The following is a 25988-nucleotide window of genomic DNA, read 5'->3' as shown; positions in this document are numbered from 1 at the left end:
CGTCGTTAGCAATCATAGCGCTTCCGAGCCGCGTATATCGGTTTGTGTCGATAATTTGCCCGTGAGCGGGATGCGACCCTAATCCGGGTTGAACCGCGCTTCCATGTCGAAATCGACATACGCCCCGTTCTCCAGCACCGACAGCCAGCCCAGACCGGGATAGAACAGGCTGAGCGACAGGATCGGATAGACATCCTGCACCCCCGCGCCCAGCGTGACCAATGCCATCAGGTCATGGCTGATATCCGTGCCCACCAGACTGGGCGCGCGGATTTCCAGCTCATGCGCGTCGATGCCGGTCACCACACCCTCAACCTCAATCATGGGCGGCGCGAGGATCAGCCATGTCTTGCCTGCCTTGCGGTAGAAGCGGCAAGGGAAATCAACCGTGGCCGCCGTTTCGCGGCCCCGCAGATTGTCCGGGAACGTTGCTTTCAGTTGTACCACTTGTGTCATTTCAGCCAAACCAAATTCCCCGCAAACGCCTTTTTGAACGTGTCATAGGCCGCAAAGTAAGCCTGCCCGTGCGGATCGCGAACCGCAACCACCTTCTTGCCCATTTTTGTCGTGATTCCGTCCACCACAACCCAATGCGAGAACCCGTTCTTGCCCGTCACATGCGCAATCACCGGATTGCCGCTCTTTGTCAGGCGGGCAATGCTATCCATGTTGCGCCCGCCCAGCGAAGTCGCCTTGACCCCCTTGGCGGCAAGCGCCTTGCGCAATTCATGCCCCCATGAGGGACCTGCGTGTTCCTTGATCAAATCAGCGGCGTCAATGCGTTTGCCCACGGTATCCGTGATCATTTCACAGCTGTGCTGGCCGCAGTTCGGCAGTGCGCCCTGATCCGACAAGGCCCGCTTGCCGCCGCGCGGCGTCGCATCATCCAGCAACGGGTGGTCCTTGTGCGTTTTCTTGACCTTGCCCGCAACCGGCTTGCCCGATGTACGCACCGATTTCTTGGCCGCGTCATCCAGCGCACCCGCCCCGCCCTTGGCCAGCGGTGTCAGCGCCTCATCGCCGTATTTCGTAACATTGCGCCCGACATCGCCCGCCAGATCGGCGGCGTTCACGGCTTTCTTGCCGAATTTGCCCGCCGTGGCGAACCAGCCCGCAAAGGGGATCATCGCGGCAAAGGACAGGCCCGCATCGACATAGTCGCCGCGCGCCAGGCTGATCAGCCCGTTGATGCCGTCGGCGATCTCACCGAGGCCGGGGATCAGGCCGATCACGTCCAACGCCAGTTGCACACCATCAATCGCGGTATCGACCCAGCCCAGCCAGGAGGGCAGCTCCATATCGCCGCGTCCGCCCTTCAGGCCGCGTTTACCTTCCTTATTGCGCGGATCACCGGGCCCGGAGCCCTTGCTACCACCTGATCCACCGCCCTGCTGGTTTCCAGCCCCGCCGGCCGCCCCGCTGCCGCCCTGACCGCCGGTGCCCTCTGGCCGGGGGCTGTTGGCATCGCCATTGCCCCCGTTCTGGCCGTCCTGGGTGCCGCCGGGTTTGCCGTGGCTGTTGACCTTGGACGGATCGTTGGTGAATTCTGCCCCTTCGGGAATATCCTCCAGCGGAGTGACATCCATGCCCTCGGACCAGGGAATACCATCCTCGCCCGTTGGCAGGCCAGGGGGCGGTTTGGGGGGCTTTTCGCGGGTTTCCTTTTCGGGATCTTTTGGGTCTTTGACGTTTTCGTCCTTGCCCTCCTTGACGCCTTTGCGGGTCTCGTCGTCCTCGCCGCCCTTTTTTCCGCCATCCTTACCCGGCATGCCCTTGCCGGGTTTGGCCGTATCATCCGGTCCTTTGCCCTTGCCTTTCCCCTTGTCCTTGGGGTTGGCATCGTCATCCTCCCCCGCGCCCCTGCCCGGTTTGGTGCCCGAGGCGTCGTCCTTGCTGGCGTCAGCGGGGTCAATCTTGTCGGCATTACCGCCGCCGCCTTTCCCCTCGCCCTTGTCGCCCAGACCGGGGCCATCGCCTTCAACCTTTGGCGTGTCTTCTTCCGGGGGCGGTGGATCGTTCTGCGGCTTGGCTTTCTTGCCGGCGGTCTTGTCGGCATCGGTCTTGGGATCCTCGGCCGGCGGGGCGACAGGCACCGGGTCGCTGAAAGTCGCCCACCAGCGCACGAATTTGCCGCTCTCGTCCCTGATCGCTGTCGTTTTTACAGTAAGGCTGTAGCGCACTCCGGTCTGTGGATCGACGATTGTGACGCCCTTGGCATAGCTGTCAAACGTCTGGAAAGATTTGTTGTCCGGCAAATAGATCGCTTTTTTTACATGCGCCGGAATATCATCGGGTTGTTTGATTACCGTGTCCTGACTGTCCAGCCCAGTCGGATCAACAAACCGCACCGGGTTGTTGCGCGCATAGCGATAGAGATTCACACCATCTATACTGCCAGCAGGGTCCGGACTGACCCAGTTGCCGATATACGGTGCGTAATGCCGGTATTCAAAGCAATACAGCCCGGTGGTGTCATCACGCAGCCCCCCGGCAAAGCGCGCCTCCTTGATCGCCACATCGCGCAAATCATCCCCGCCGATAAACGACGTGTCACCAAAGGGGAAATATTCCTCGACCGTGACGATGCCACCCGCCTCATCCAACTCAAGCGTGCCGGACCCGATGTGATCAACCAACTGGTAGCGCAGGCGTTTGGCGGCGACATTGTCGGTCTCTCGCGCGGTGCTGTCCACGGTCCACTGATGCAGCCGCGCAAGTGCCAGCCCCTCTGCTGCCACCTCGACCGTGCTGCGTGCCAGCGTGACCGGCCCGCCCTCGCGGCGAATTTCGTGCAGTTCGCATCCCGGCAGGAAACGTGTCTCGGACAACTCCATACCCGCTGCCGTCTGGCGCTGCACCACGCGGCGCAGACGGATGCCATCCGCGCCATATATGTTCACCTCGGCGTCATCCGTGGCCACATCGCCCCGGTCGATGATCACAGCGCGTATCATGCGCCCTTCCCAGCCCCATTCCATGCGCGCCAGATGCCCCGGCAGCAACAGATGGCCCGCCGCATCAAACGCCGCGTCCGGGTTCACCACCGGCACACCATCCGGCCCCAGCGCAGGCAGCGACCGGTTCGACCCCGCCGAGACCCATATATCACGGGTCCAGTTCAGCGTGTCGCCCTGATGCTGGATCTGCGTCAGGTTGCCTCCCGCGTCGTAGGAGTAGCTGCGGGTATAGCGCTCAATCGCGGCCCCGTTGTTCAGGCTGATATGTTCGGTCTGCTTGATGCCCCCCGCCGCGCGGTAGTGGTTCAACTGCAGCGCACCATGCACCCGTCCCGTAGCCCGGATTAGCCGGTAGTGCGGATCATGGGTATAGCTTTGGGCTGCCCCCACAGTTAGTCCCGCGAGCGCGGCCCCGGCCCCCGCCTGTGTTGTATCCTCGGCAAAGACCAAATTACCCTCGGGATCAAAGACATAGCCGATGTCCTGCAACACCCGCCCCCCGGCGGTCACTGCCTGCATCCGGCTCAGGCGGCCGGTCTCGGCCTCGAAATCGCGGGTGAGGGTGACACCGTTGCCCATAACAAGGCGCTGCAATTCGCCCTCGGTCCCGAATTGCGTGCCCGATAGCACGGTCTGGTCCGCCATTGCCCCATCTGCGGTGGTTAAACCCACGCGCGCGGTCCCGCCCAGCCGGTCATAGACATAGCTCAGCCTTGTTCCATCCGCGACCTGTATCAGCGTCGCCCGACCCAACCCATCAAACTGCGCCCGCGTCACATGGGCGGCGGGTTCTAACACATTCGCGGCGATATTCTGCCAGTCCGGCAGCACCCGGTGCCCCGCGAGAAACTGCCGCGATTCCTCAAGACAGCTGCCGTCGATGCTTCGTCGGGTCACCTCGTGACGGCCCGCGCTGTCATGGGTCACAACCGGCGTCGCGAGCAGGTTGTGATCCGCTGCTCCGGGTGTGATGCCGGGGTCGGCAAATTCAACCCGCAACACCTGCCGCATCGTACCATCGGGCATCACCACATGGGAGGCGATGTGGCGCGCAAAGCCATCGTATTCCAGCCGCAATTCCACACCACGGGCATCCCAGCTGCGCAGCGGCGCGCCGTCATAGCGCGTCAGGCTGATCTGTCGTCCCGCATCCGGCGTGACCGACACGGTAACGCGCCCACCCATATCAAACCGTTCTTCCAGCATCAAACCGCGGGGATCAATGGTCGTGCTGCGCCCCTGCCCCTGTGCGGCGATGCTGCGCGTCTCAAGCACCTGTGCCCCTGCGCCCTGTTCGCGCACTGCTACCGGTTCGCCCGTGGCATCCAGCAGGCTGATGGTGGGTGTGTCCGCATGGCTCAGCGCCTGATCCAGCCCCCGGCGCGCCGGATCATTGCCCGCCAGCATCCCACGCTGCACCGCGTAGGCCGTTCCGGTGATCGCATCGTTGCGGTCATGGCTGACGATTTCCCATGCGCCAAAGCGCGTGCGCGCCACGGTGCCATCGGGATGATGCTCCGCCACCACCCGCCCCAAAGCGTCATACTGAAGCCTGACCGCCACCCCATAGGTTTTCAGCCCCGCGTCATCTTCAAGCGCAGACGTGCCGGTAAAGAACGGCTCGAACTCGGCCAGCACCAGCCCGTTGGCCGCTGTTTCCGTGAACCCCGATGTGCGCCAGCGCGGATCCGCCGGGGCAAGCGCGGGGCGCGTATCAGCCCCCAGCACCAATGCGCCCTGCCCGTCGCGCGCGACTGCCGGGCCTGCCTCGGCGCGCTGTTTGCGCTGGTAGGTCTGGCCCAACCCATTGATGTAATCCAGCACCACCAGCGCCCGCGTTGCCGGATCGCGCCGGCCTTCGCCGTCCTCAACCGGCGTCTCGCGGATCACCGACACCGTGCGCCAGGGCACCGCGCTGATATCATAGGCCATCACAGCCGAGACCAGCCTCACCGCTGCCTCCGGGTCCGCCAGCGCATTGTCCACCGTCATTCCCGGCGTCGGATCAGGATCAAACGCAAGCGCGTCACACCCCGCTGGATGCAGCGCCCCGTCCGTGCCGATCTGCGTTCCGAACCGGGTGCGCAAAACCGGTTGCCCCAGCGCGTCATAGGCCACCTGATCCGTGTTGCCATTGGCATCCGTCACCTCGCGGTAGCCCATCGCAATCGGGTCCAGCACCCCGGTTGTTGCATTGCCATTCGGTGCCGTAGCCCGCAGCAGGCCCAGCCCATCTGACCGCCACTGCCGGACCGTTACCGCGCCTTCCGGGCTGATGGTGCGCTGCATCAGATGGAACTCATCCGCCGAGCCGTATTCGATCACAGCACCCGTGGTCCAGTAATGCGCCTCCGAAACGCTCAGCCCCGCCGCCGCAGCCAGAGCGACCGGATCGCCCACAGCGGCATAATCCGCCGCATACCCCGCCACCGAATGACGCGCCGAGGCAATCGATCGCTGCAGCACCGGCAAGGCGGTAAGCGGCGTCAGCGCGGGGCCAGTGCGCCCCTGGTTCCAGTATTCCACTTTCTGCCATTGCACCCGCCGTACCGACAACCCTGCCCCCGGCATCGATCCATAGGGCAGCACCGATTGCAGCGCGCTCGCCAACTGCGCCACCACGATGTCATACCCCAGCGGCATAGGGCTTAGCGCCAGCCCATCCACCACGAAATCCTCGACGCTGCGCAGGATGCCGGTGGCAAATGCAGCATCACCGTCGATCCGGTTATATCTGCGCCTGCGCACCGTGGCATGCCCACTGGCCTGCGCCGGATCGCGGTCCGGACCGGACCGCCGCGGGTATGAAATCTCGACCGACAGTTCCTCATCTTCGCCGCCGCGCGTCAGCTTCAGCGCATGATCCACACGCGGATCACTCGGCGAATCCTCATAGGTCCAGACCCGTTTTTCGGAATCCAGCGGCGCGAAACTGGCGCGGAATATGTCCGATATCTGCGGTTGGATCATCGTCACGCGGAATCCGCTCTCGCTAACCAGAAGGGGGTCGTCCTGCGGTACACCAGCCCCATCGCAAGCATAATGTTCCACCCGCAGCGTCATGCCCGTCAACGCGCGCTGCGCATCGGCCAGCTCCGCGTCGCTGAGGGCGGCGTCGTCTTCTATGACCAGTGCGGGCAGCGTTACATCCCCGGTCCAGATTCCCGGCAGGTCCGCAGGCTGCGCCGCCCCCAGATGTATCCAGCTGCGCGACAGCCGGGGCGGCGCCGCCTCGGACACTACGCCCGTTACATCCTGATCCAGTGTCTCGACCATGCCGAAGCCAGCGAACTGCCGATCCTCCACGTCATAGGCGCCGTCGCGGAACCTGAAATGGCTGCTGTGGACGTGGCCGGTGACAGCATCCTGCCCGCGCAGGGTTCGCACGACCGCACGGTGCCGGGGCAGGCGCGTGGCCCAAGGCCGGTCCGAAATTTTGGCAGCCAGATAATCCTGCCCCGACCATCCCCACACGACCTCATGGCGCAACCCCGCGCCGGTCTCAATCGATTGCAGCAATCCGGGCTGATCCACCCCGGCAAGTGGCAGATACCGCAATCCCATTTCCATGCGCGTCGCGGCAGTATCCGTCCACACAAGGCACGGCCGCCCCTGCCCCAGAATATCCACCACCTCGATCTGGGCGGCATCATCAATCACCGGCAACCCACGCAGCTGCACCGGCGGCGCGAACCCGTTGCCCGAAAGGTTGTGCCAAATGCGCAGCTCGCCCTCACCAATCTCGATCAGGTCGGCACGCCCGTTCTGCGTCAGATCCACCAGCTGCACACGGTTACGATCAATCGGCACCGGCAAGCCCGGCGCGTCCTCCATCACCACCGGCGGGGCAAAACGCCCCTGCCCCAGATGCGGCCAATACGTGACGTTGCCGGGCAGCAGCTGCACCAGATCGGCCAGCCCGTCGCCCGTCATATCCGCCCACATAAAACTGGCATGGGTGCCATTCAGCCCGACCACCGCACCGCCCGGCTTCATCAGCCGGCGCGCGGGCGCAAAACCGCGATCCTCTTCGGCGGGGTACCAATCGAAATAATCCCCCCGCTCGACCAGCAGATCGGAGTACCCGTCGCCGTTCAGATCGGCAAAAGCAACCACCGCGCCACCGAAATCAACCCGTGGCTGATGCAGCAGCGGCTGAAACGCCTGCCACCCTGCACCATCGTCCGAGCGCGCCCACTGTCCGGCGTCCCGGCCCACAAGTGTGGCCACCTCGGTTCGCCCGTCGCCATCCTGATCCGCAATCGCAGCAGCGGTTTCAAAAAGGTTGGGCGTATGTTCCAGCGCGCGTTCCGGCGCAAACCGCCCGCCGCCGAGGTTCTCTCGCCACTGCCAATGCCCCCCCGCACGATACAAAACCCCCGGCAAACCTTCGCCCAGCAGATCAACGAACAGATGTCCGCGCCGATCCATGCCGCCGGTCAGCCCGCCTTGCGCCGGGGACGGGGCGGCCTCAAAGGCAGCGGCGAAATCAACCTGCGCATAGGTGAACTGCGCCGCCGGTGTGGCGCGGCTGACCGCCGGCTGGTTTAGCGTGGCCGGCCGGTATCCCACATAGCGCGCTTCGCTCAGCACCTGGCCATCCGCACTGTCCAAATGAGTCAGTTCGGTCGCACCAACACAGACCGGTTCCCCGCCAAGTTCCGCCAGACGGTGAAACATCATCACCCGCCGGCACAACCGCCGCGTGCGCAGCTCAAACCCCATGCGAAAGGTGGAAAACGGATCGGGGCGATGCGCCCAAGGCCGACTGGCGGCAAACTGCGGCAGCCCGCCCTGATCCGCGTGCCCACCATAATCAAACACTACCTCGAAGTGCCAGCCAAAGCCCGCTGGCACCGCATCCTCAGGGCCAAGCGGGGCCGGCGCGCCATAGCTGATGCGCGTCAGGTGACGGGCGGCCTCGGCCTTGCGCCCCTGTTCAAACGGCGCACCCGCATCCCGTCCCGCCCGGTCCTCCGGAAGGTAGGTAAACAGCATCGCGTCACCCTTAGGGTGATGTCTGCTTTCGATCAGCCAATGCGACACGCGGGCCGTGTCTTCTGGGTCTGCCAACCGCGTCAAACCGTCCACACGCCGACCATAGATCGACACGACACCATCGGACCCGTAGCGCCGCCAGTGCACCTGCCCGTCCGCCTGCGAGGTCCAGCATTCAAACCGCTCCGGCGCGCGATCCACCCTCGCGCGGAAGCGTTCAATCACATAGCCCGCGCGCATCTGCACCACTGGCGCGCCCGCTGCATCCAGCATTGGCACGATGTCCTGCCCGCCAAAGGAATAGCGGTCCGCGCCCGCGCGATATTCGGGCAACCGCCAGCCGGTCTCAAGCGCCACGCTTTCCGCGCCCGACAAATGCCAACCTACACCAAACAGCGAATTGCCGCGCCCGCCGCCATACCCCAGCGCCAATGCGGGGCCAAAGCCGTGACGCCCCGGGGTCAGGCGCAGCGGGATGCTCGCTTGTACGGATCCGTCTGCGGTTCCGACGCTCAGCGAGGCGCCCAGGTGCAACCGCTCCAGATCAAAGCCTGCAGGCTCAAATGTGGTGCGGTCATTCACACGATCGGCCCCCCGACTGTATACTCGATGATAAGCTGAATATCTTTCAGCCTATCGAAATCCACCGCGCCCGCGCCCGCCTGCGGAGCAATCTCGCCCGGCGTGGTGATCACGAGGTCATGCGCGCCGAACAGACCGTTATTGAAGGGCGTCGCCACCGTGGCCACGAACTGCCCGCCGAAATCGGGGTCCGCCGCGAACCCGGTGCCGGGTTTGCCATTCAGCGACATCTCGGTACTGAGCGGCGTGACCGCGCCCTCGGGCTGCAGTGCCAGCAACACCCGCGCGACATTCAACTGCCGCCCGCGCAGGAACAGCGGGAAATGCATGTCCGACAGGTTCAGAGCCACCGCCGTTCCCGGCGCACTGCTTGCCAGCCGCTGGAAAGTCGTGGACGCTTCTTGCCGCAGGCTGATCACGCGGCGCTGGGTCTGCGCCCCCAGAACCTGCGCCAACGCATTGCCTGCAGCCGAGTTTTCGTCCTCTACCAACGTGCGCAACCCGGCGTCATATTCCGCCTCATAGCTGATATTCAGCAACACATCCGAGATGCTGTCATAGCTGAAAGGCCTAAAATTACTGGGTAAATCCAGCCGCCAGGAACTGATCGCGCCCGCGCCTTCAAACGGCAGATACCGTTCATCGCGAAAGCTGAGCTCGAACACGCCCGCATCCGATTGCGCGGTAGATGTCGCCACCATCGCATCACGGCTGCGAGGCGCAGTGTTCAGCGCCCCTGCCCCGCTCGCGTCATTGCGAATGAAACTTTCCGTCAGCGCCAGCGTGGCCGATATATTTGTGTATGGCCCCGCAATCGACGGCAACGTCAGCCGCACGGCCTTGATCCGCCGCTTGTACTGACCGGGATAGAATAGATCGAACGCCCATTCCGGCAGGCTGAAATTCGCGCCCCCCGTCGCCTTCAGCTGCATCAGGGCAGCCGGATCAAGCTGTGACAGCGAAAACGTCTGGTTAATTTCCATCGACCGGCGCTTGCCCTCGATATAGCGCTGCTCAAGCGCGGCCAGATCGAGCATCAGCTTTTCACCCGCCAGTAACCCGGCCTTGGCACTTTCCCAATAAGGACCGGTTATGGTGAACACATCCTCGCCGGTCTCAAAGCGATAAGCGTTCTCCGCCAGCCGCGCATAGCCCTGCGCAATGTTGAACGCCCGACGATAGAGTTTCTGCAAGCTGCCCGAGAGATAGGAATACAGCTCAAGATTGTTGAACTTGTCGCCGTAGAACTCGATCACCTCGTCGTTCTGCTCGATCATCACCTTGTGGATGTCCAGCCCCTTACGCGCCTGTTCCAGCCGCAACCCCGCCGCCTCTTCGCGCGGCACGATGGCCTCAAGCTCGCGTTCGGCCATAGCCAGTTGATGCGCCCAGCCCTGATTGCGTCGTTGCGTGCCCGCGATCATTCCTGCGGACACCGAATCCTTGTCATGTCCCTCGGCCACGAAACTGACGACAGCCGCCGCCGCTTCCAGCGCCGGGCCCACGTTGGAGCCGCCATATTCCATCGTTGTAGGCGCGCCGAAATTCGGCACCGCATGGGCAATCGCCGCTCCGGCTTTCAGCAGGCTTGACAGCAGGGTCATGTCCTTTGCCGCCATCTTGGCAGCCTTTTGCATCGCCTCGGCAGGCAGATCGCCCGTCGACAGCAGACTTGCGTAATGCGACCGCTTTTCATCCAACACCACGCGCCGCGCCACCAGTTCCTCGATTCCGGTCTCCGCGCTCTTGATCTCGATCTCGCGCAGCCCCTTGTTCAGCTCCAGCAGATTGGCTTGATGCAGATTCCGCAGCTGGCCGAATTCCTCGGCGCTGTGCCCGGACAGGGCCGCTTGCAATGCGCCACCCAACGATTGCGTCAGCCCCACCGCCGCCCGTGCGCGCTCCAGCAGGAAACGGAACCGGAAAGGCGGAGATTCAGCGGCGTTAGAGCCCAATATGTCGTCCAGCGACAGGCCCGCAGCGCGCGCCCGCACCAGCATCGCCGGATCAATGCGCGGCGCAAACAGCGCCAGTGGCCGCTTGACCCCGTCGATGTTCATGCAATTGTGAATCTTGAACAGGCGGTCCTCGACCCGATCCCAAAACTTGCCGAGTTTTTCATTCTCGGGGATACAAAACACCGGATTGATCTGCCGCGTGATCGAAATGCCGAAACCCGGCACAAAGCTCATACCGCCGCCTGCACCCACGATCCCGCGCTTCTCGCGGATTGCGTATTTGCCAAGGATCCGGTTTTTGGAAGACACCGCATTTACCCGTGCCCCGTCTGCGAATTCACCTTGCGGCATCAGCGCCGCAACATTGGTGATGCCTGTCGCCTCGCTGCGCGTCCGCGCAGTGCGCGCTGTTCTGTCGTTGGGCTTTCCAAATGGGCTGACAGTCGATTCTGCCATATCGCGCGACACCGCCCGCGCCAGCACCGCATCCGCATCACGCAAGCCGCGCTTGACGTCGGCAGCCAGCTTGGCCTTGCCCTGCAACAGAGTCGCCACATCGCGCGATGAATCCAGCGTGAATCCGTCGGGGGCGGGCGTCATCAAATCCAGATCGACGCCCTTCTTGCGCAGCGCATCCACCGCTGACCAGGTGCTGTCGCGCACATCCGGACGCGACCCCGTCAGCGTGCCGCCACCACCGCGCCAGCGCCGCCGCCCGATGATCGCGGTCTCGATCTCCAACAGCAATTCGTCATCATCAACCACCCGGTCCTCGATTTGCTCGAAACTCAGCTGCGCACCGATCAACTCACCGCAGTCCCCCAGCTTGACCGGACGCTGCCCCAGAATATCCAGAGCCATGACATAAAGCTGTTCAGCTTCGGCAATCTGTTCGCGCAGGTCCGTGGCAAACAGGCTGTCGGCCCAGTCCATCAGGTTATCGACATAGGCCAGCACCACGTATTTCTGATAGGCGCTGATGCGCAGCCGGGCGATGGCGTGGGGGTTGAACGGATCGTTCTTATACACCTCAATCGCCGCATCGTTTTCCAGCATATCGCGCAGGCTTTCGACCGCCAGATTGCGGAACCTCCGATAGCGCCAGGTCCGGTCCAACTTGCGCCGCTTTTGTTCGGCCGCGGAAAGACCCGCCGGCAGGTTTGTGATCTCGTCACTGGCCGTCGGATCAAAGACCGCGTGATACCAGCGTTGCGCCGCGTCATAATCGCCTTGCCCGTTCAGTTGTGTGGCGATGGTGATCGGCAGATGCAGGAAAATCTCCTGCAGATAGACGCCCATCGGCCCCTCGTAATCCATGTCTCCCACATGCGCAGGCGCGCCATTGATGCGTGCATTCACGATATCGAACGGCAACGGGTGTTCAGCTAGCGCCTCCTGTGCCTTGATGTCCAGCATCGCATCCACGCCACTGGTATGCAGGGTGCGCGCGATGTCGGAAATCACCGAACTGTTCAACCGCTCAAGCCGGTATTTACGCGGGTTATCCACTTTGTCCAGCAGTGCAAACAACGCGCCTTTCACGTCAATAATGCCGTGATTGGGCGCGCCGTTCATCACCGACAACTCGGGTTGATCGCGGTCAAATGTGATTAATTCCGGCCCATCAAACGCTTTGGCGACCTCGTTGCGCAGGGTGTTGGACCAGCTGTCGATGATGTCTTCGGTCATGCCAGGGCCGTTCAGCATATAATTCATGCCCGCCCGGTTACTGCTGATTTTGTAGTAATTTTCGCGCTCAATCGCGAGGCTGCCCGTGGCATATGGCGTGAAAAATGGCGGAATCGATCTGCCGCGATACAGCTTGCGCCCTTCGTCGCGGTCCGCAGACCACAACATGTTGGAAGAGGGAAAGAACCAAGGCGCCCCGAACAGCAACCCGATCAGTGCGGTGGCCGGATCAACCCATGGCACGCGCACGTCCTCAACCCCCGAAGTCAACGTCTGACCCAGCCGCAATTCATACAGATCCAGCGTGGCATTGACCCGGAAGTCATAGCCGCGAACGACCAGATCCTCGCCCTTGGAATCCCAATGTTCGGGATAGACCCGATCCCAGGCAAAGCCGCTCAGGCTATAGCCATTCATCGGCTCTTTGTGGAACGTTGCACCATCGTAATGAGGATGCCCTTCGCCGTCATACTGGCCAAGTCGCACCTCGTTGATTTCATCCACCACAACGCCGTCACCAAAGTGGAACGGCGCATTGTCCAGCTTGACACCCTGCGGCGTGCTCCAACTGCCATCCAGCCGCCGCGTCACGAATTTCAGCGTAAACTTATGCGCATAGCCGGTGAACAGCGCATTGCCATTGGTGATCTTCTGGCGCGGATTGGTCGATACCTCGGTCCAGAACAGATACAGCCGCCCCTGATGCACAATCGGGCTGACCTTGCGCACACCGATGTCAGCTTTGACCTCACGCCAGCTGTCCCAGTTGGTCGCCTTGGACACCTCGGTGATACCCGCTACGAAATTCTCGATCCGACGGTAGAAATGGCGCGGCGGGTCCTCGGAGGTAACCCCGAACAGATGCAGCACATCCGCCTTGTTGGCCCTGTCTTTCTCAAGAAAGCTGCCGGACACCTTCATCCGCGACAAGACCTCAAGCCCGGAAAGGTAACTGACATAGGCATCGCGCACCGTATCGGCATTGATATCATTGGCCGACATCGCCTCTTCGAACGCCTCATACAGCGGCGTCTTGTTCATGCGCAGTTCCGGCAGCAGATAGTTCTCCGGATACAGAAACACCCGCCGATTGGCTTCCCAGACGCGGTAATTTTTGCGCCAGGACCAGTCATCCGCATCCACCAGTCTGGGCGAGACATGCACCGGATCGGCGTGCCCTCCCGGCGTCTCTTCAAGGTTCAGCGTGATCCGCTGCACATAGAGTTGCAGCGCCGCGGTGGCCGACACCACGCGCGATGTGCGCCCGCAGCCCTCCATCTCAAGATCAATCAGGAAGTATTCATAAAGATCGCCCACTGTTTTGAATTCCGGTGCCGAGGAATAAAGCAGGAAACTGACCAGCCCATCGCGCCGCCGCGACAGAATCATATCGCGGTAGGGTTCAACCTTGTCCTCCCATTCTGCCTCTGTGTCGTATTTCGCGCGCAAGCCCGCCTGCACCGCCTCAGACGCAATCTGCAACGTAGCGTAATCATCCGATCCCGCCTGCATCAGCGCCGCTCCATTGACCGACAGCCGCCGGGCCACCGTGACGGCATCAATCAGGCGCGACAAGGCGGCCAACGGATCATTGGGCAGATCCAGCGCGGTTTGCAGCCCGGTGATCAGCGAGGGTTCGCAATCTTTCAATCGCGCCAGTTCCAACACATCCGCCGCCGCAAATCCGGTGCCCGCGACGTAGCCAAGCAACCCGGCGTCCAGCGCAGGGTCCTCATCCGCCACGCGCAAATTCTTAACCAGCGCGGCATATCGATCCACCGCCAGAACCGCCCGGTTCGACAACGCCAGCGGATTGTTGATGTTAAACAACGCCGCGTTCGCAGCCACGAAATCCAGCCGCACAGGTGTAAGGCCAGCGGGTGACAACAGCTGCGCCACAGGCGCCAACACCTTTAACAAAGCCGCAATCGCATCCGCATTGTCATCCCCGCGCAGCGCCCTCACCAAGGGCGCCGCCCCTGGATCAGCACCCAACAGGGCCAGCCCGGCGGTGATGACCTCGCCCGGCACACCCAGCACCCCGGGCAGTTCCGCCACCAGAACCTGCGGAGCGTGATAAGGATCAAGCGCGGCCTGCAACAACCCCGGATCAGCACGGAGCGTCACCGGCAACTGCACGCCAGCCGCCAGATCATCCGCAGGCAAAACCAGTGGCACCGCCGGGTCATAGCCTTCTGCCAGCCGCAACACCTCGCCCATGTCCTCGAACAGCGGCGCATTCGCTGCGATGATCGCGCTGGATGCGGTGTCTGTTACCCCCTCGATCACGGTGAAAATACCGGTCGGAAACAGCAGCGCCTCGTCCGCCGTCACCGACGCCACGATATCCGCCGCCATGCCGTCTGTGTCCGTGTCAGTGCCGCCGGTGATAAAGGTGATATCCGCCACCTCGCGTCCGGATGCCGCCAGCGCTTGGGCATAGGTCAGCACAGCCTGCACATCCGCTAGCCCCGCCAGTTCGGCCCCGGCAATCTGCGGCGTCAGCGCCACCAGATCAACAAGCTGCCCGGTTCCCTGCCCCAGCAGCCGCGACAACAACGCATAGCGATAGAGCCGCGACAGGTTCGCATGGCTCAGCGCAAAAGAGCGCGCCGCCAGATCGGGCTGCCCTCCCCCGGTCAGCGCCACAGGATCGGCCCCCAAAAGTGGCGCCAGCCCGCTGACCAGCTGCGTCAGCCCTTCGTCATCCAGCCGCAATCCGGCCTGCAAGCGCGCCAGATTGGCATCAACCGGCGCATTTTCGGGCGCAAAGGCGGGCAGCAAAACAATCTGCGCCGCATCCGGCCAGCGCGGCGCATCCTGATAAGGCACCGTGTTGAACAGCCGATCCATCAACGGCAGCGCGTCCTCGCGCGTGGCCCGCATCGGCATGGGCGATACCAGCGCCAGCGCCTCATCCAGATCAATCCGGTGCGCCTTGGCAATTGCATCAATCCCGACCAGAGACGTCAGAACAACAGGCGGAAAATCCGCAGGTGCGCCCATGTCGCGGCCCTGCTCCAGCGCCACGTCCAGCTCAAGAAATGACCACCCCAGCGCCCGCGCCAGCAGCGTCATACGGCGCAACCGGTCCAGCGATGCCCGGTTCATCCCGCGCACCCGCTCGATATCGTTCTGCACGCTCTGCACACTGCGTTTCTCACCGCGAATGCGGATATTCAACGCGCCGTCATCAGTCACAAACCGCGACGCCAGAGCCTGCCCCAGCGCATCCCGGCTGAGCCCGCTGCGTGGCAGAATGTCTTTGGCCTCAAACGCGTTCACCACCGCAGCGGTGCCGCCAAAATGGACCCCGAACAAATTACGCAGCCGATTCAGGTTGACCTGCGGCGTGATGATCTGCGCCAGTTCCGGCGCGCTTACGCCCAGCCCCATCCGCGCCCGCCGCGCCATATCGCCCCCAGTCAGGGCTACCACATCGCGCAGGGTCATTTCATAATGCGACAGGAAGATTTTGATCTCTTCATGCGGCAGTACCAAAGGCTGGAAAAAGCTGTCCACCTCATTCGGCAACAACGTACCATAGGCATGCTGCGCCACCGCCGCCCGGTCCGTCATGTCCCCGGCAAAATTCGTCTCCGCCGCCAGATAGCTTTCCAACACCTCGCACACAATTTCAAGCGTCGGGATCAGCTCTTCAGTGTTTTCGCATGACAGCGGCAGCGTCCACAGATCAGGCCGCCGCTTGCCTAGAAACAGCGGATGATCGCGCCGCGAGAAAGAAAAAACAGGCACCGAAATCTTTTCTTCGATGAACCGCATCAGATCGACGAAATAGGCGGCCGGGCTCAGGATCGACCGGCAATGCACACAGGTGCAATAGTCCTGCGTGCCAAAGAAATCGGCATAGCCAGGCACGTCCTTTAGAAACGTTTGTACCGTGTTGGGGGTATTGCCCACCAGCGTTCCACCAAACCAGTCGTGATGCTGGTCCAGCACCGATCCAAAGGCACCAATCACATTGGGCGCCATCTCTGTAGCGCGCGCCACAACCCAATCCACCTCCTCCTCGCTAAACAACCTGGAGGCGGTCAATCCATCGGCCCCGGCATGGGCAATCGCCACCGCAGAATGCGCGCCCGCCTGCATCAGACGGCCCGTCAGATCCGGTGTCTCGGCGATGGCATGAACCCGCTGATACCCCCGCGCCATGCGCAACAGACCGGCGTTCTCTTCGGGGCTGGTGTCGGGAAACTTCAGCTTGTCCACATCCTTTGACCCGGTGGACAGGTCCAGCCCAAGCATCTCGTCATTTCGGTCCAGAAATACCCGCGCCTCGCCGACCCGCCGCAGTGTTTCTTCCAGACGCACCTCGATCGGTTTGTCCGGTTCGTCCATTATCTTGTCCAGCGCCATACCGGGGAACTGGTTGATCAGCCGCCGCATGTCGCTGTGCGCCTGCCTGATTTCGGGGTCTACCTCGACACCCAGTCGCCCCAGATCCGGGGCGCCATAGATCGGCTGTTCCTTGAATTTCTGCTGAAAACCCAGCAGCTTTTGCACCGCATCCTCGGTCTTTTTCCGATTCGGGCGCAAATTTTGCGCCAACGCTTTGGTTGGGTGCGCAATTTCGACCCGCTCGCGCAGCAGCTGTCCATAGATGTCCGGCGCGCGCTTGATTCCATCGTCATCCCCGGCCTCCTGTGCAAGCTTTGTCCAGGCCTCGGCCGACAAGGCCAGAAGATCCGCAGTCGTGCTCAGGTTTCCGGTGGACTTGCTGGCAATTTCTGTCAGGCGCGGGTTGCCATCCATCAGACGCCCGATGTCATTCATGCGCGCAACGGCCTCTAAATCCGCCTTGTCCATCCCGGTTTTTTCAAGCTCGGCAATCGCCGCATCCGACATCTCGCCAAAAACCTCTCCGGCATCCGCAATTTTCTGCAGCACTGCGTCCTTGACACCAAGCGCACGGCCCACACGCGCCCCGTTGCCCAGCCGGATCAGGCCGTGCAACTCAGCATTGCGCAGCATCGGCACATCATCCTGCACCACATCGCGCACCGTTTTGGGCTGGTCCCGTAACGCCTTGGGCAGCTCCTCCTTGGTGCGTGCCCGGTAAATGCCGGCATAAAGACCCCGCGCCTCCTGGATCAACGCATCCGGGGTCTTTTGTCGCCGCAAAGCGCCGATGATCAGCGCCTCGATCCCGTCATTCTCTGCCAGTTGATCGGGGGTGATTTCCAACCGCTCGACCTCTTTGGCAAGGGCCGGAGACGCGTCCCCTAGCAGGGATCGCGCTGTCTCTGTGACGGTGCGCGCCGTTGCTATTTGGGTAGCCTCAAGGGCTGCTCCGCCCTCTTCGGACAGTTCGCCGATAGACTTGCCTGCGTTTACAGACAAGCCGATAAGTGCTTCTAAATTCATAGCATTTCCCCAAAAAAATACGGGTAAAAAAAGATAGTTCTGAAAATAAAATCTGACCCAAGGCTGACATTAAGGGTGATTCGCGCCAAGGAATTTTTTCAACCATAGCGAGAAGCGCGGGTTTTCGCCCACCCGTCTTGGCGGGAACAGTGGCTGATTTTCAGCGGGAGGCTCGCACGAAATACGTCACCGCCCGTTCGCCGCAAAGCCCGTATCACCTGCACGGCGTCAATGTAGTCCCCGTGGAAACTTGGTCAGTTTTCCGCAGAGATTTTGTCGAATTTTTGATTTGGGCAGCGCTTTGGCGCGCTGGCTGCAGACCAGACTTTTTGATCCTTGGTTTATAAAATTCAGGTTTGGGCTTTGCGGCTATCGCGCGACCGGAAGCGATCGACGTTCAATTCGAAGATATGGGCGTGATAGATTAGGCGGTTCACAATGGTGCCGTGCTTGTAGCTTTGGGAGATGATCTCGAAGAGCAACTCGGCGGCGGTCTTGCTGAGCGGAACGAAGCCGAGTTCATCGAGGATCAGCAGGCCCCGGCTCAGCAGCAGCTTTTGCAGACGCTGCAGGCACCGATCATCGGAAGCCACGATCAGACTGTTGACCAAAGCAGCAGCGGTTGTGGAGCCGAGGTTCAGATCCTTCTGACAGGCTACCAAGCCAGACCTTGGCCCGGGGCAAGCACCCTAACAAACTTATGGTTCTTGCCACGCTTCCGCGCAATACGATGGGCAAGGCTCAGAAGTCCGATCTCCGAGAGAAATTTAACGGGATGGTCGCGTCCTTATTTTCATCCTGTAGATAATACAAAAACTCGGTCCTGCAGGCGAACTAGCGAAGTGTTCGTCTGTGATTGTTGCGGCAGATCACGATTGGGAGTCGAGATCACCATCCAATATTCCTGCAGGTACTTGCACGCTTTTAATCAAAGCAGCATCAGTCGTCCCTTTGAAGGCGACGATAGCAAAACCGACGAGCGACGATCGGGTCAAACTTGATGCCTACTTATGGCGTTACAGAAAAAAATCGATGTAATAGGTCCCCGAATGACAGCCTTCAACTTCGCATCAAGGATGACACGCACCTGCAGCAAAAAACTGCAACCCGCCTTTCGTTTTGATCGACGCTATCGCCCCAGTTCCGACCCTACCGGCATCATGCGAATGGCGTGGTGCGGCCAGTCAGATCGGACCTGCGCTGCGATGGCGAACTGAGCTGAAGGGCGAACTCACAGTCTGCGGGCCAAACCTGCCCTTCGCCGCACCCGCACCGTTGTCTGCTTTCGGCTACCTAAACAAATAAAAAGGGGCAACGAAGTAAACCGACCGAAACCCTTTGGGCAGTGTTTCACACGCAGAAATGCTCAAGGCACCAACGTGGCCCTTTAGAGCAGATGTTTATGCAGCGGATTTTTTTCTTCGCTTAAGGCCAGCAACGCCAAGCAAGCCAGACAGAAGAAGCAAGCCACCGGCTGGCAATGGTACGGCTGGTAATGGTACAGAGGAAACCGCAGTGAAAATCTCGGAACCTGCAGGCCCCGAAGTGAACTCAAGACCCATTGGGCATCCCCCTGTACATTCTTCAAGTCCAGGTCCAAAACCGCCACCGAGTTCAAACGAAGTAGCTTCACCTGTTGTCGTTTCGCCATCAACAGAGGATGCCGAAACAACACCCACAGTAGACACGTCAACTACACCAGAAGTTACATCGAAATAATTGGCATTAAACGAGGTAAATATGTATGTATCTATAATGCCCACAACTGTAATCTGTGTGGCCGTTTGACCAATCCCATCGCTATCGAGACCTTCAATCAAACCTGTGATCGTGTTTGTACCATCGGTAAAGGAAAAGTCAAAATCTAACGGAGCTGCGAAGCTAGCGGTTGCAGTTGCGAGCGACATGCCAGCCGCCGTGGCAAGTGTCTTAATATTCATTAGTTTGCTCCCTGGAAAAATTGATTTGGGGTGTTTGAAAACAACAATGCTCAGAAAAATGTCAAATCTCGTGGGGACGATATCATGTGTTGGAGAGATATTTGTCAAGTAATCGCTGATTTACACCAAAGACGTGTAATGGGTCTAGAGCGCTCCCCCCAGGGGCACGGGCTGTGATTAATTGTATGTATTTTTTCGATATTCTTACTAAATATGGCTAATTGTCGCTGATTTTAAATCAGCGGATAAGGTTGAAATTCTTGTACCGGTGTCGATAATAAGCGCCTCTGACGAATTTTACTGCGATGAAGACCAGATCCGTAACGTGTGATTGATCAGAGCGGGCGTAGGTTCAGTGAAGAAAAGCGGGCACAAAGAGCTGAAGGCAGTGCAGCATTCAATTTCTAGGCTATCAGCTGCTTTGATGACCGCTGTCGGCACTTTGCGGACATTAGCCGAGCGTTCCATCGCTGCCGCGCACCTTACCCGAAGCAGACAATGATTAACCAATCAAGGACCGTAATAGCCTCTATTGACAACTGTATGTGATTTACTGGCAGGTTGTTCTTCGCAAATTATTGGGATCGCATACCGTAGATGCCGAGGCGGGGAATACTTGGTTGTAAGCAGAACGGCACTGGACCTGATTAAGGCCCTTCTGAAAAGATACAACGCGGGTTACGGAGCGTTGTAAGTGGAGTCCAAATCAACGATATCGGTTCGCCTTATCAAGTAGATCGACTTGTTCCATATTGGATCAGACCGAACTTCAATGCCCGTCAACACCCGAGACCGGGACCCATAAGGTTATGCGGTCAGGGTTCATTTCTGCGATGGCGATGGTGCCGTCTTTCTGAACAGCTAATCCGTGAGCATAGGTTGAAAAAGTCCGGCAGCGCCCGATCAACTGACCAGTTGGATCGTAGGCAGACAAGCGCGGCGTTTGATCGCTAACCAGCAACATACCATCGGGAGTGAGAGCAAGCGACATCGGCTTGTACACTCCTTCTATTTGCCCGACCCAGTTGCCCTCGGCGTCAAACTGCTGGACGCGGTTGTTTTCGCGGTCGGCCACGCAAAGCCGGCCCTGAGCGTCGAAAATCAAGCTGTGAGGCGTCGAGAATGCCCCTGGAGTGCTGCCGGGATGACCAAATGTTTTGAGATGATGCAAGTTGGCGTCGAAGATATGGACCACGCTGTTTCCATATCCATCAGCAACATAGTATCTGCCGTCTGCCCCCCTCACACAGTCGCACGGATGGTTGAACGGGCGTCCCAATGCAGGATGCTCCTTGCAATCCATGCGCGCGATCTCTCTCAATCGCGCATCCAGCAGCACGATTTTGTGTCCGTCCATGTCTGTGGCAACTATTTGGTTATCACCAATGGCACGTAGTCCGTGACCGCAAACAAACTGAGGTAGTTCGACACTCTGGTTCAGGATCGAACCATCAAGCGCAAGCATGACAAGTTCCGGCGCGCGCCGTCGGAGGACAACGATTTTATCTTCAAAAATGGCGACGTCAGTAAGGCCGATCAGCCCCGTATCCGCGACATGCTGCACACGATACCGCTGTTGACCCAGTGCAACATAAGCCGTCGGGCGTTCGGTATGGGTCGGGGTGCTCACAACGTACCTTGAAGCGATTCCGCCATCGTCACCAACATAGCATCTCGTCCTGAGCTGGCCGTAATCATCAGACCCGCGCCCGGATGACTGGAAATCGGAAGACTGACCGAACACCCATCTATCAGGTTAGCAAAACTTGTGTTCCGCAGAGCCAGCAGGTTGATGCGATCATAAATCGCATCATCGTCCAGATCGTCAAATTTCGGCGGCATGATCGCTACGGTTGGCATCACAAGCGGCGTATCGCCAAACAATTGCATAGCCTCGGCAATCAATGCCCCTCTGGCAGCCATAGTGCGGGCATAGTCAATCCCTGTGACGCCATCGGCCCGCGCCATGCGTGAGGCTACGCGCGGATCAAGATCATTGCGGGCTGTGTCGAAATAGGTTCCGTGATATACACGTGATTCAACCGAAGAGAATTGCCAGACCGGCAGGCTAAGGTAACGATCGAAGATATCAAGTTTCAGTCGCCGAACAGAAACGCCGGCCGTGCTGAGAATTCTTAGGGTGGCTTCAAAGGCCTCCATCACCTCATCATCCAGATCGTCCATACCAAAGTTTTCCGGCACGATCACAGCACGGGGCATCGCCGCTTCGAGTACAGGTGTGTCACACAGAACATTTAGAACAGGCCTCAGCAGACCTGCATCTCGTGTCATAATGCCTACACTGTCCAGCGAATGCGAGAGCGCGACGGCGCCGTCGCGAGGGATGGTCTGCGCCGAAGGTTTGAACCCGAACAGGCCACAAAAGGCTGCTGGAATACGGGCAGAACCACCCGTGTCCGTGCCAAGAGCCACGTCAGCCACGCCCCGCGCGACGGCAGAAGCCCCGCCAGAGGTAGATCCCCCAGCGATGCAGCCTTCGCGCAACGGTGTAAGCGGGGTGCCGAAATGCGGGTTCAGCCCCAAGCCCGAATAAGCAAATTCCGTCATGTTGGCGTGACCTACCAGTCCTGCTCCGGAATTTCGCAATCTTGCCACTGCCTCGGCATCTTTGACTGCGGGCGCGGTGTCTTTACGGACTACGGAACCTGCGCGGGTGATGTATCCGCGTACATCAAACAGATCCTTAACCGCAACGTTAAGACCGGACAGAGACCCCGCACCACTTACCGCATCGTTGAACGTGCAAGTGAAATCAGGAGCTGTGGCGCGGGCACGCGCCGCTTCGAGAAGAGATTGAGGCGTGTTTTCCATGAGAACTAATCCTTCAGAGGGTTTGCTGTACAAGCCAGGTCGCGATGCCCGGGAAGGCAGTCAGCAAAACGACGGCCAGCACCAAAATCATAAAGTAAGGGAAAACCATTTTGGTTATCACGAAAATGGATTTGCCTGTCAGCTTCTGGATTACGAACAGGTTAAACCCGAGAGGTGGCGTGATCTGGGCCATCTCAACCACGATAATCAGGTAGATACCGAACCAAACCGGATCAATTCCAACTGCGAGTACCGCAGGCATGACAACCGAAGTCGTTAGTACGACGATCGAGATCCCGTCAAGGAAACACCCAAGCAGCACGAAAAACACAGTCAGCACTGCGATCAGCCCCGGCGCGCCAAGCCCGCTGGACGAGATGATCTCAGCCAGTTGCCCTGGCAAGCCGGAAAAGCTCATCGCGGAAGTTAGAAATGCCGCCCCCAGCAGGATGAACCCGATCATCGCGGATGTCCGGGTTGCCCCCAGTAGCGAGTCGAGAAATGTTCGACTAGTCAGAGACCCCCCAAAGGCGGCGATGATCAATGCACCCGCTACGCCGATGGCTGCTGCTTCGGTTGCTGTTGCAACGCCAGCATAAATTGATCCGATCACCCCGATGATCAACCCCACTACTGGCAACAACATCCGCAACCGCGCCAAGCGTTGACCGAATGAAATCTGCGGTTCGGGGGCTGGTACGCCATCAGGGTTCATCTTTGACCAGATGGCAATGTAGCTGGAAAATAACGCCATAAGCATCAGCCCCGGTACAACGCCGGCAATGAAAAGACGATTGATCGACACCTGTGCCGCGACACCGTACACAATCATCACAATCGACGGTGGGATCAAAAGGCCGAGTGTGCCCGATCCCGCAAGAGACCCGATGGCCAAACGGTCTGCATAGCCACGCGATTTCAACTCGGGCAGCGATATGCGGCCTACGGTGGCTGTTGTGGCCGCAGATGACCCCGAAACAGCCGCAAAAATTCCGCAACCAATTACGTTGACGTGGGCCAATCCGCCGGGCAATCGCCCGACCCAAGGTGCGAGGCCGGAAAACAAATCTTCGGCGAGACGGGTGCGGTAGAGAATCTCGCCCATCCAGATAAACAGCGGCAAGGCGGTCAACGTCCAGCTGGCCGAATGGGCCCACATTGTCGTTCCAAGAATGGCATCAACCGGAGTCGATGTGAAAACCATAAATATCACTACGGCTGATGCCAGAAGTGCAACGCCAACCCAGATGCCTAGCCCCAAGAGAACCAGCAGTGTGACGACAAGCGTAGCGGATTGTAAAAGAATATCCATGTTCATTCTCCCCGCGCTTGTTCTTCGGTGTTGTCTATTTCTACTGATAGGCCGAGGATCAGGCGTAACGTGCGTTCTGCAAACGCCAACGCAAACAGCGCCGCCCCTAAAGCCATCGGCGCTTGCGGTACCCAAAGAGGCACGGCGATAACTCCTTGGCTCACCTCATCGTAGGTCCAGCTTTCTTGGATGTATCCGAAGATCGCCCATGCCACCCATCCCATCATCAGGGTCGCAAATCCCGCCGCCAGAATATCAGCGAAATGCCCTAGTCTTTCAGGCATCAACTGGCGCAATGAGGTCACGCGAATATGGTCGCCGTGCATCAATGCTGCGGGAAGCGCGAGAAAGATTGAAGCACTTAACCCCCAAGCCGCAAAATCATCGGCGGACGGGATTTGACTGCCCATCAGGCGAAGCCCGATCTGCGAAAGGATTAGAATGGCGATGCCCAGCAGAGACAGCGCGGCCAATGCTCCGCAAAAGTTAAATAAATGGCGTGTCAGCAACATGCAGGTGCTCCAAATTAGGAAAGCGGTCGAGATGCGGACACTCCGACCTTTCTACTAAAAAGCTCAGGCGATTAATCGCCTGAGCTTTCCAGATCAATTCATTGCGTCGACGATTTTCTGGCCGTCTTCGCCTGCTTCCTCCAACCATTCGGCACGCATGGTGGCTGCGATTTCTCCGAAATCTGTCGCCAGCCCCTCTGGTGTAGGAAGGACCTGCATGCCGTTGTCAGCCATGGTTTTTGTCGCTTCTCCTGTAGCTGTCTCTGCCATCTCAAAGCCGCGGTCTTCGGCCAGCTTGGCTGCTTCTTGCAACGCTTTCTGAACTTCTGGGGGCAGATCGTCGTAGGCGCCCTTATTCACGATCACCATGTTTTTTGGCAGGAAGGCCTGCACGTCATAGTAATGGGAAACAAAATCCCAAGCCTGGCTGTCAACGCCAGTCGAGGGCGATGTGATCATGCCGTTGATGACGCCAGTCGAAAAAGCTTGGCTGATCTCAGAAGTGGCAATGGTGGCAGGAACAGCGCCCAGAAGTTCGGCCAAACGCGCGGTCGAGGGGTTATACGCGCGGAATTTCACACCGTCGAACGATTCTGCATCTGTCACTTCTTTGTTCATATAGATGCCCTGTGGCGGCCAAGGCGCTGCATAAAGCAAGACGAGGCCGTCTTCGGCGAGCTTTTCTTCATAGATCGGGCGCGAGGCTTCCCAAAGCGTGCGTGCCTCATCAAAGTTGGTCGCCAGAAGTGGCACCGCGTCAGCCGAAAAAGCGGGATCTTCGTTGCCAAGGGCAGAAATCAGCACTTCTCCGATGGGTACGATGCCGCGCTGAACACCGCGCTTCAGTTCTGGACGCTTAAGCAAAACCGAGTTCGATACCACGTCGATTTCCAGAGCGCCGTCCGACAAGCGCGCCACGTCTTCAGCGAATGCGCGGATATTTTTGGTCAGATAGTTGCCGTCCGGCGCATCTGCCGACATTTTCCATGTTTCGGCATGCGCGATGCCTGCAGTTAGCGCAGCAATGGCTGTACCGATGAGAAGTTTTTTCATTTTAGTATCTCCTTGTTGGTTTATTTGTTGTCTCTGCCTTACAGTTTTTGCAAAGCACGATCGTACGGTTTAGTCGTCGATAGCGGGTAGATCGTTTTCATCAAGCGACCACATCAGACGGAACGTTTCCGCCTCGCGCACTGCGTCACCCAACTTTTCCTTCAGATCGCGCAGGGTCGCTTCGGCAATCGGCTCGGATGCCACATCGACAGCGATGCAAGGGGCCAGAACACGGCCTTCAGTGTTTTCAGAAGGAAGGGGCGTTGACAAGGCCTCGTCGGGGATCATGCTGTGAACCCGAAGGACACCATCTTTGTTCATCGTTTCAGACAGCACTTTGCCGATAGCCTCGGCATCCATCGAGCCGGGGACCAGCTCAATCAGCACCAGTGCGCCACCCCAACCGAAACCACCTTCTTGGGCAACATGCATCACGCGGCGGCGGGTGTTGGACATGCGGCCAAAGTTAGTGACAGACCACTGGGTTTGTTTTGTAAATGCTTTACGGTAAGCTTCTGAGGTGAAGTCAGCGAGGCTGCTGGCACGGTAAAGCGCAAGATAGCGGCGCGCGGAACCCGAGACAGCGCGGTAACGGCGCGCACCTGTGAAACCTGGAATCCGCACGCGCTCTTCCATATGCTCGCGGTCATACCACTGGTTGAAATCTGCTTCGTGGTCTGGGTCGATATCGCTCCAGACAAATAGCTGCGCTTGGTCTGTCTTGCGGATATTGGTCATTGTGTGTCCTGATCTTGGACAGAACTTTCTCT

General features: G+C 59.6%; 11 protein-coding genes. All 11 read right to left on the bottom strand.

Annotated features, from left to right (window positions below; all coding sequences use genetic code 11):
- Positions 1 to 78 precede the first annotated feature (78 nt).
- Complete coding sequence (locus tag OS189_RS17620) at positions 79 to 456, bottom strand: hypothetical protein (protein ID WP_267168659.1); 378 nt, start codon at positions 454 to 456, stop codon at positions 79 to 81.
- Positions 453 to 8537: a SpvB/TcaC N-terminal domain-containing protein gene (locus OS189_RS17615; RefSeq protein WP_267168658.1), complete on the bottom strand. Its 8085-nt coding sequence runs from the start codon at positions 8535 to 8537 to the stop codon at positions 453 to 455. The genes OS189_RS17620 and OS189_RS17615 overlap by 4 nt, the downstream gene beginning before the upstream one ends.
- Positions 8534 to 17569 (bottom strand): Tc toxin subunit A-related protein, encoded by a 9036-nt coding sequence (locus OS189_RS17610; RefSeq protein WP_267168657.1) that lies wholly within the window; start codon positions 17567 to 17569, stop codon positions 8534 to 8536. The genes OS189_RS17615 and OS189_RS17610 overlap by 4 nt, the downstream gene beginning before the upstream one ends.
- Before the next feature lie 350 nt (positions 17570 to 17919).
- Positions 17920 to 18231 (bottom strand): ATP-binding protein, encoded by a 312-nt coding sequence (locus tag OS189_RS17605; protein ID WP_267168656.1) that lies wholly within the window; start codon positions 18229 to 18231, stop codon positions 17920 to 17922.
- Between the two features lie 738 nt (positions 18232 to 18969).
- Positions 18970 to 19509, bottom strand: coding sequence for a VPLPA-CTERM sorting domain-containing protein (locus tag OS189_RS17600; RefSeq protein WP_267168655.1), 540 nt, complete (start codon positions 19507 to 19509; stop codon positions 18970 to 18972).
- Between the two features lie 769 nt (positions 19510 to 20278).
- Positions 20279 to 21139 carry an NHL repeat-containing protein gene (locus OS189_RS17595; RefSeq protein WP_267168654.1) on the bottom strand — a complete coding sequence of 287 codons (861 nt, stop codon included), beginning with the start codon at positions 21137 to 21139 and terminating at the stop codon, positions 20279 to 20281.
- Positions 21136 to 22341: an amidase family protein gene (locus OS189_RS17590; protein ID WP_267168653.1), complete on the bottom strand. Its 1206-nt coding sequence runs from the start codon at positions 22339 to 22341 to the stop codon at positions 21136 to 21138. The genes OS189_RS17595 and OS189_RS17590 overlap by 4 nt, the downstream gene beginning before the upstream one ends.
- Before the next feature lie 13 nt (positions 22342 to 22354).
- Positions 22355 to 23653 carry a TRAP transporter large permease gene (locus OS189_RS17585; protein WP_267168652.1) on the bottom strand — a complete coding sequence of 433 codons (1299 nt, stop codon included), beginning with the start codon at positions 23651 to 23653 and terminating at the stop codon, positions 22355 to 22357.
- A gap of 2 nt (positions 23654 to 23655) precedes the next feature.
- On the bottom strand, positions 23656 to 24165 hold the full coding sequence (locus OS189_RS17580; RefSeq protein WP_267168651.1) for a TRAP transporter small permease: 510 nt from the start codon (positions 24163 to 24165) through the stop codon (positions 23656 to 23658).
- A gap of 93 nt (positions 24166 to 24258) precedes the next feature.
- Positions 24259 to 25218, bottom strand: a complete 960-nt coding sequence (locus OS189_RS17575; protein WP_267168650.1) for a TRAP transporter substrate-binding protein — start codon at positions 25216 to 25218, stop codon at positions 24259 to 24261.
- 69 nt (positions 25219 to 25287) lie between these two features.
- Entirely contained in the window at positions 25288 to 25956 is a 669-nt protein-coding gene (locus tag OS189_RS17570) for a DUF4286 family protein (protein WP_267168649.1), read from the bottom strand.
- Positions 25957 to 25988: the final 32 nt, after the last annotated feature.

The sequence above is a fragment of the Sulfitobacter sp. F26169L genome, from assembly GCF_026410285.1.
Lineage (GTDB): Bacteria > Pseudomonadota > Alphaproteobacteria > Rhodobacterales > Rhodobacteraceae > Sulfitobacter.
This window is presented reverse-complemented; position numbering and strand designations above follow the sequence as displayed.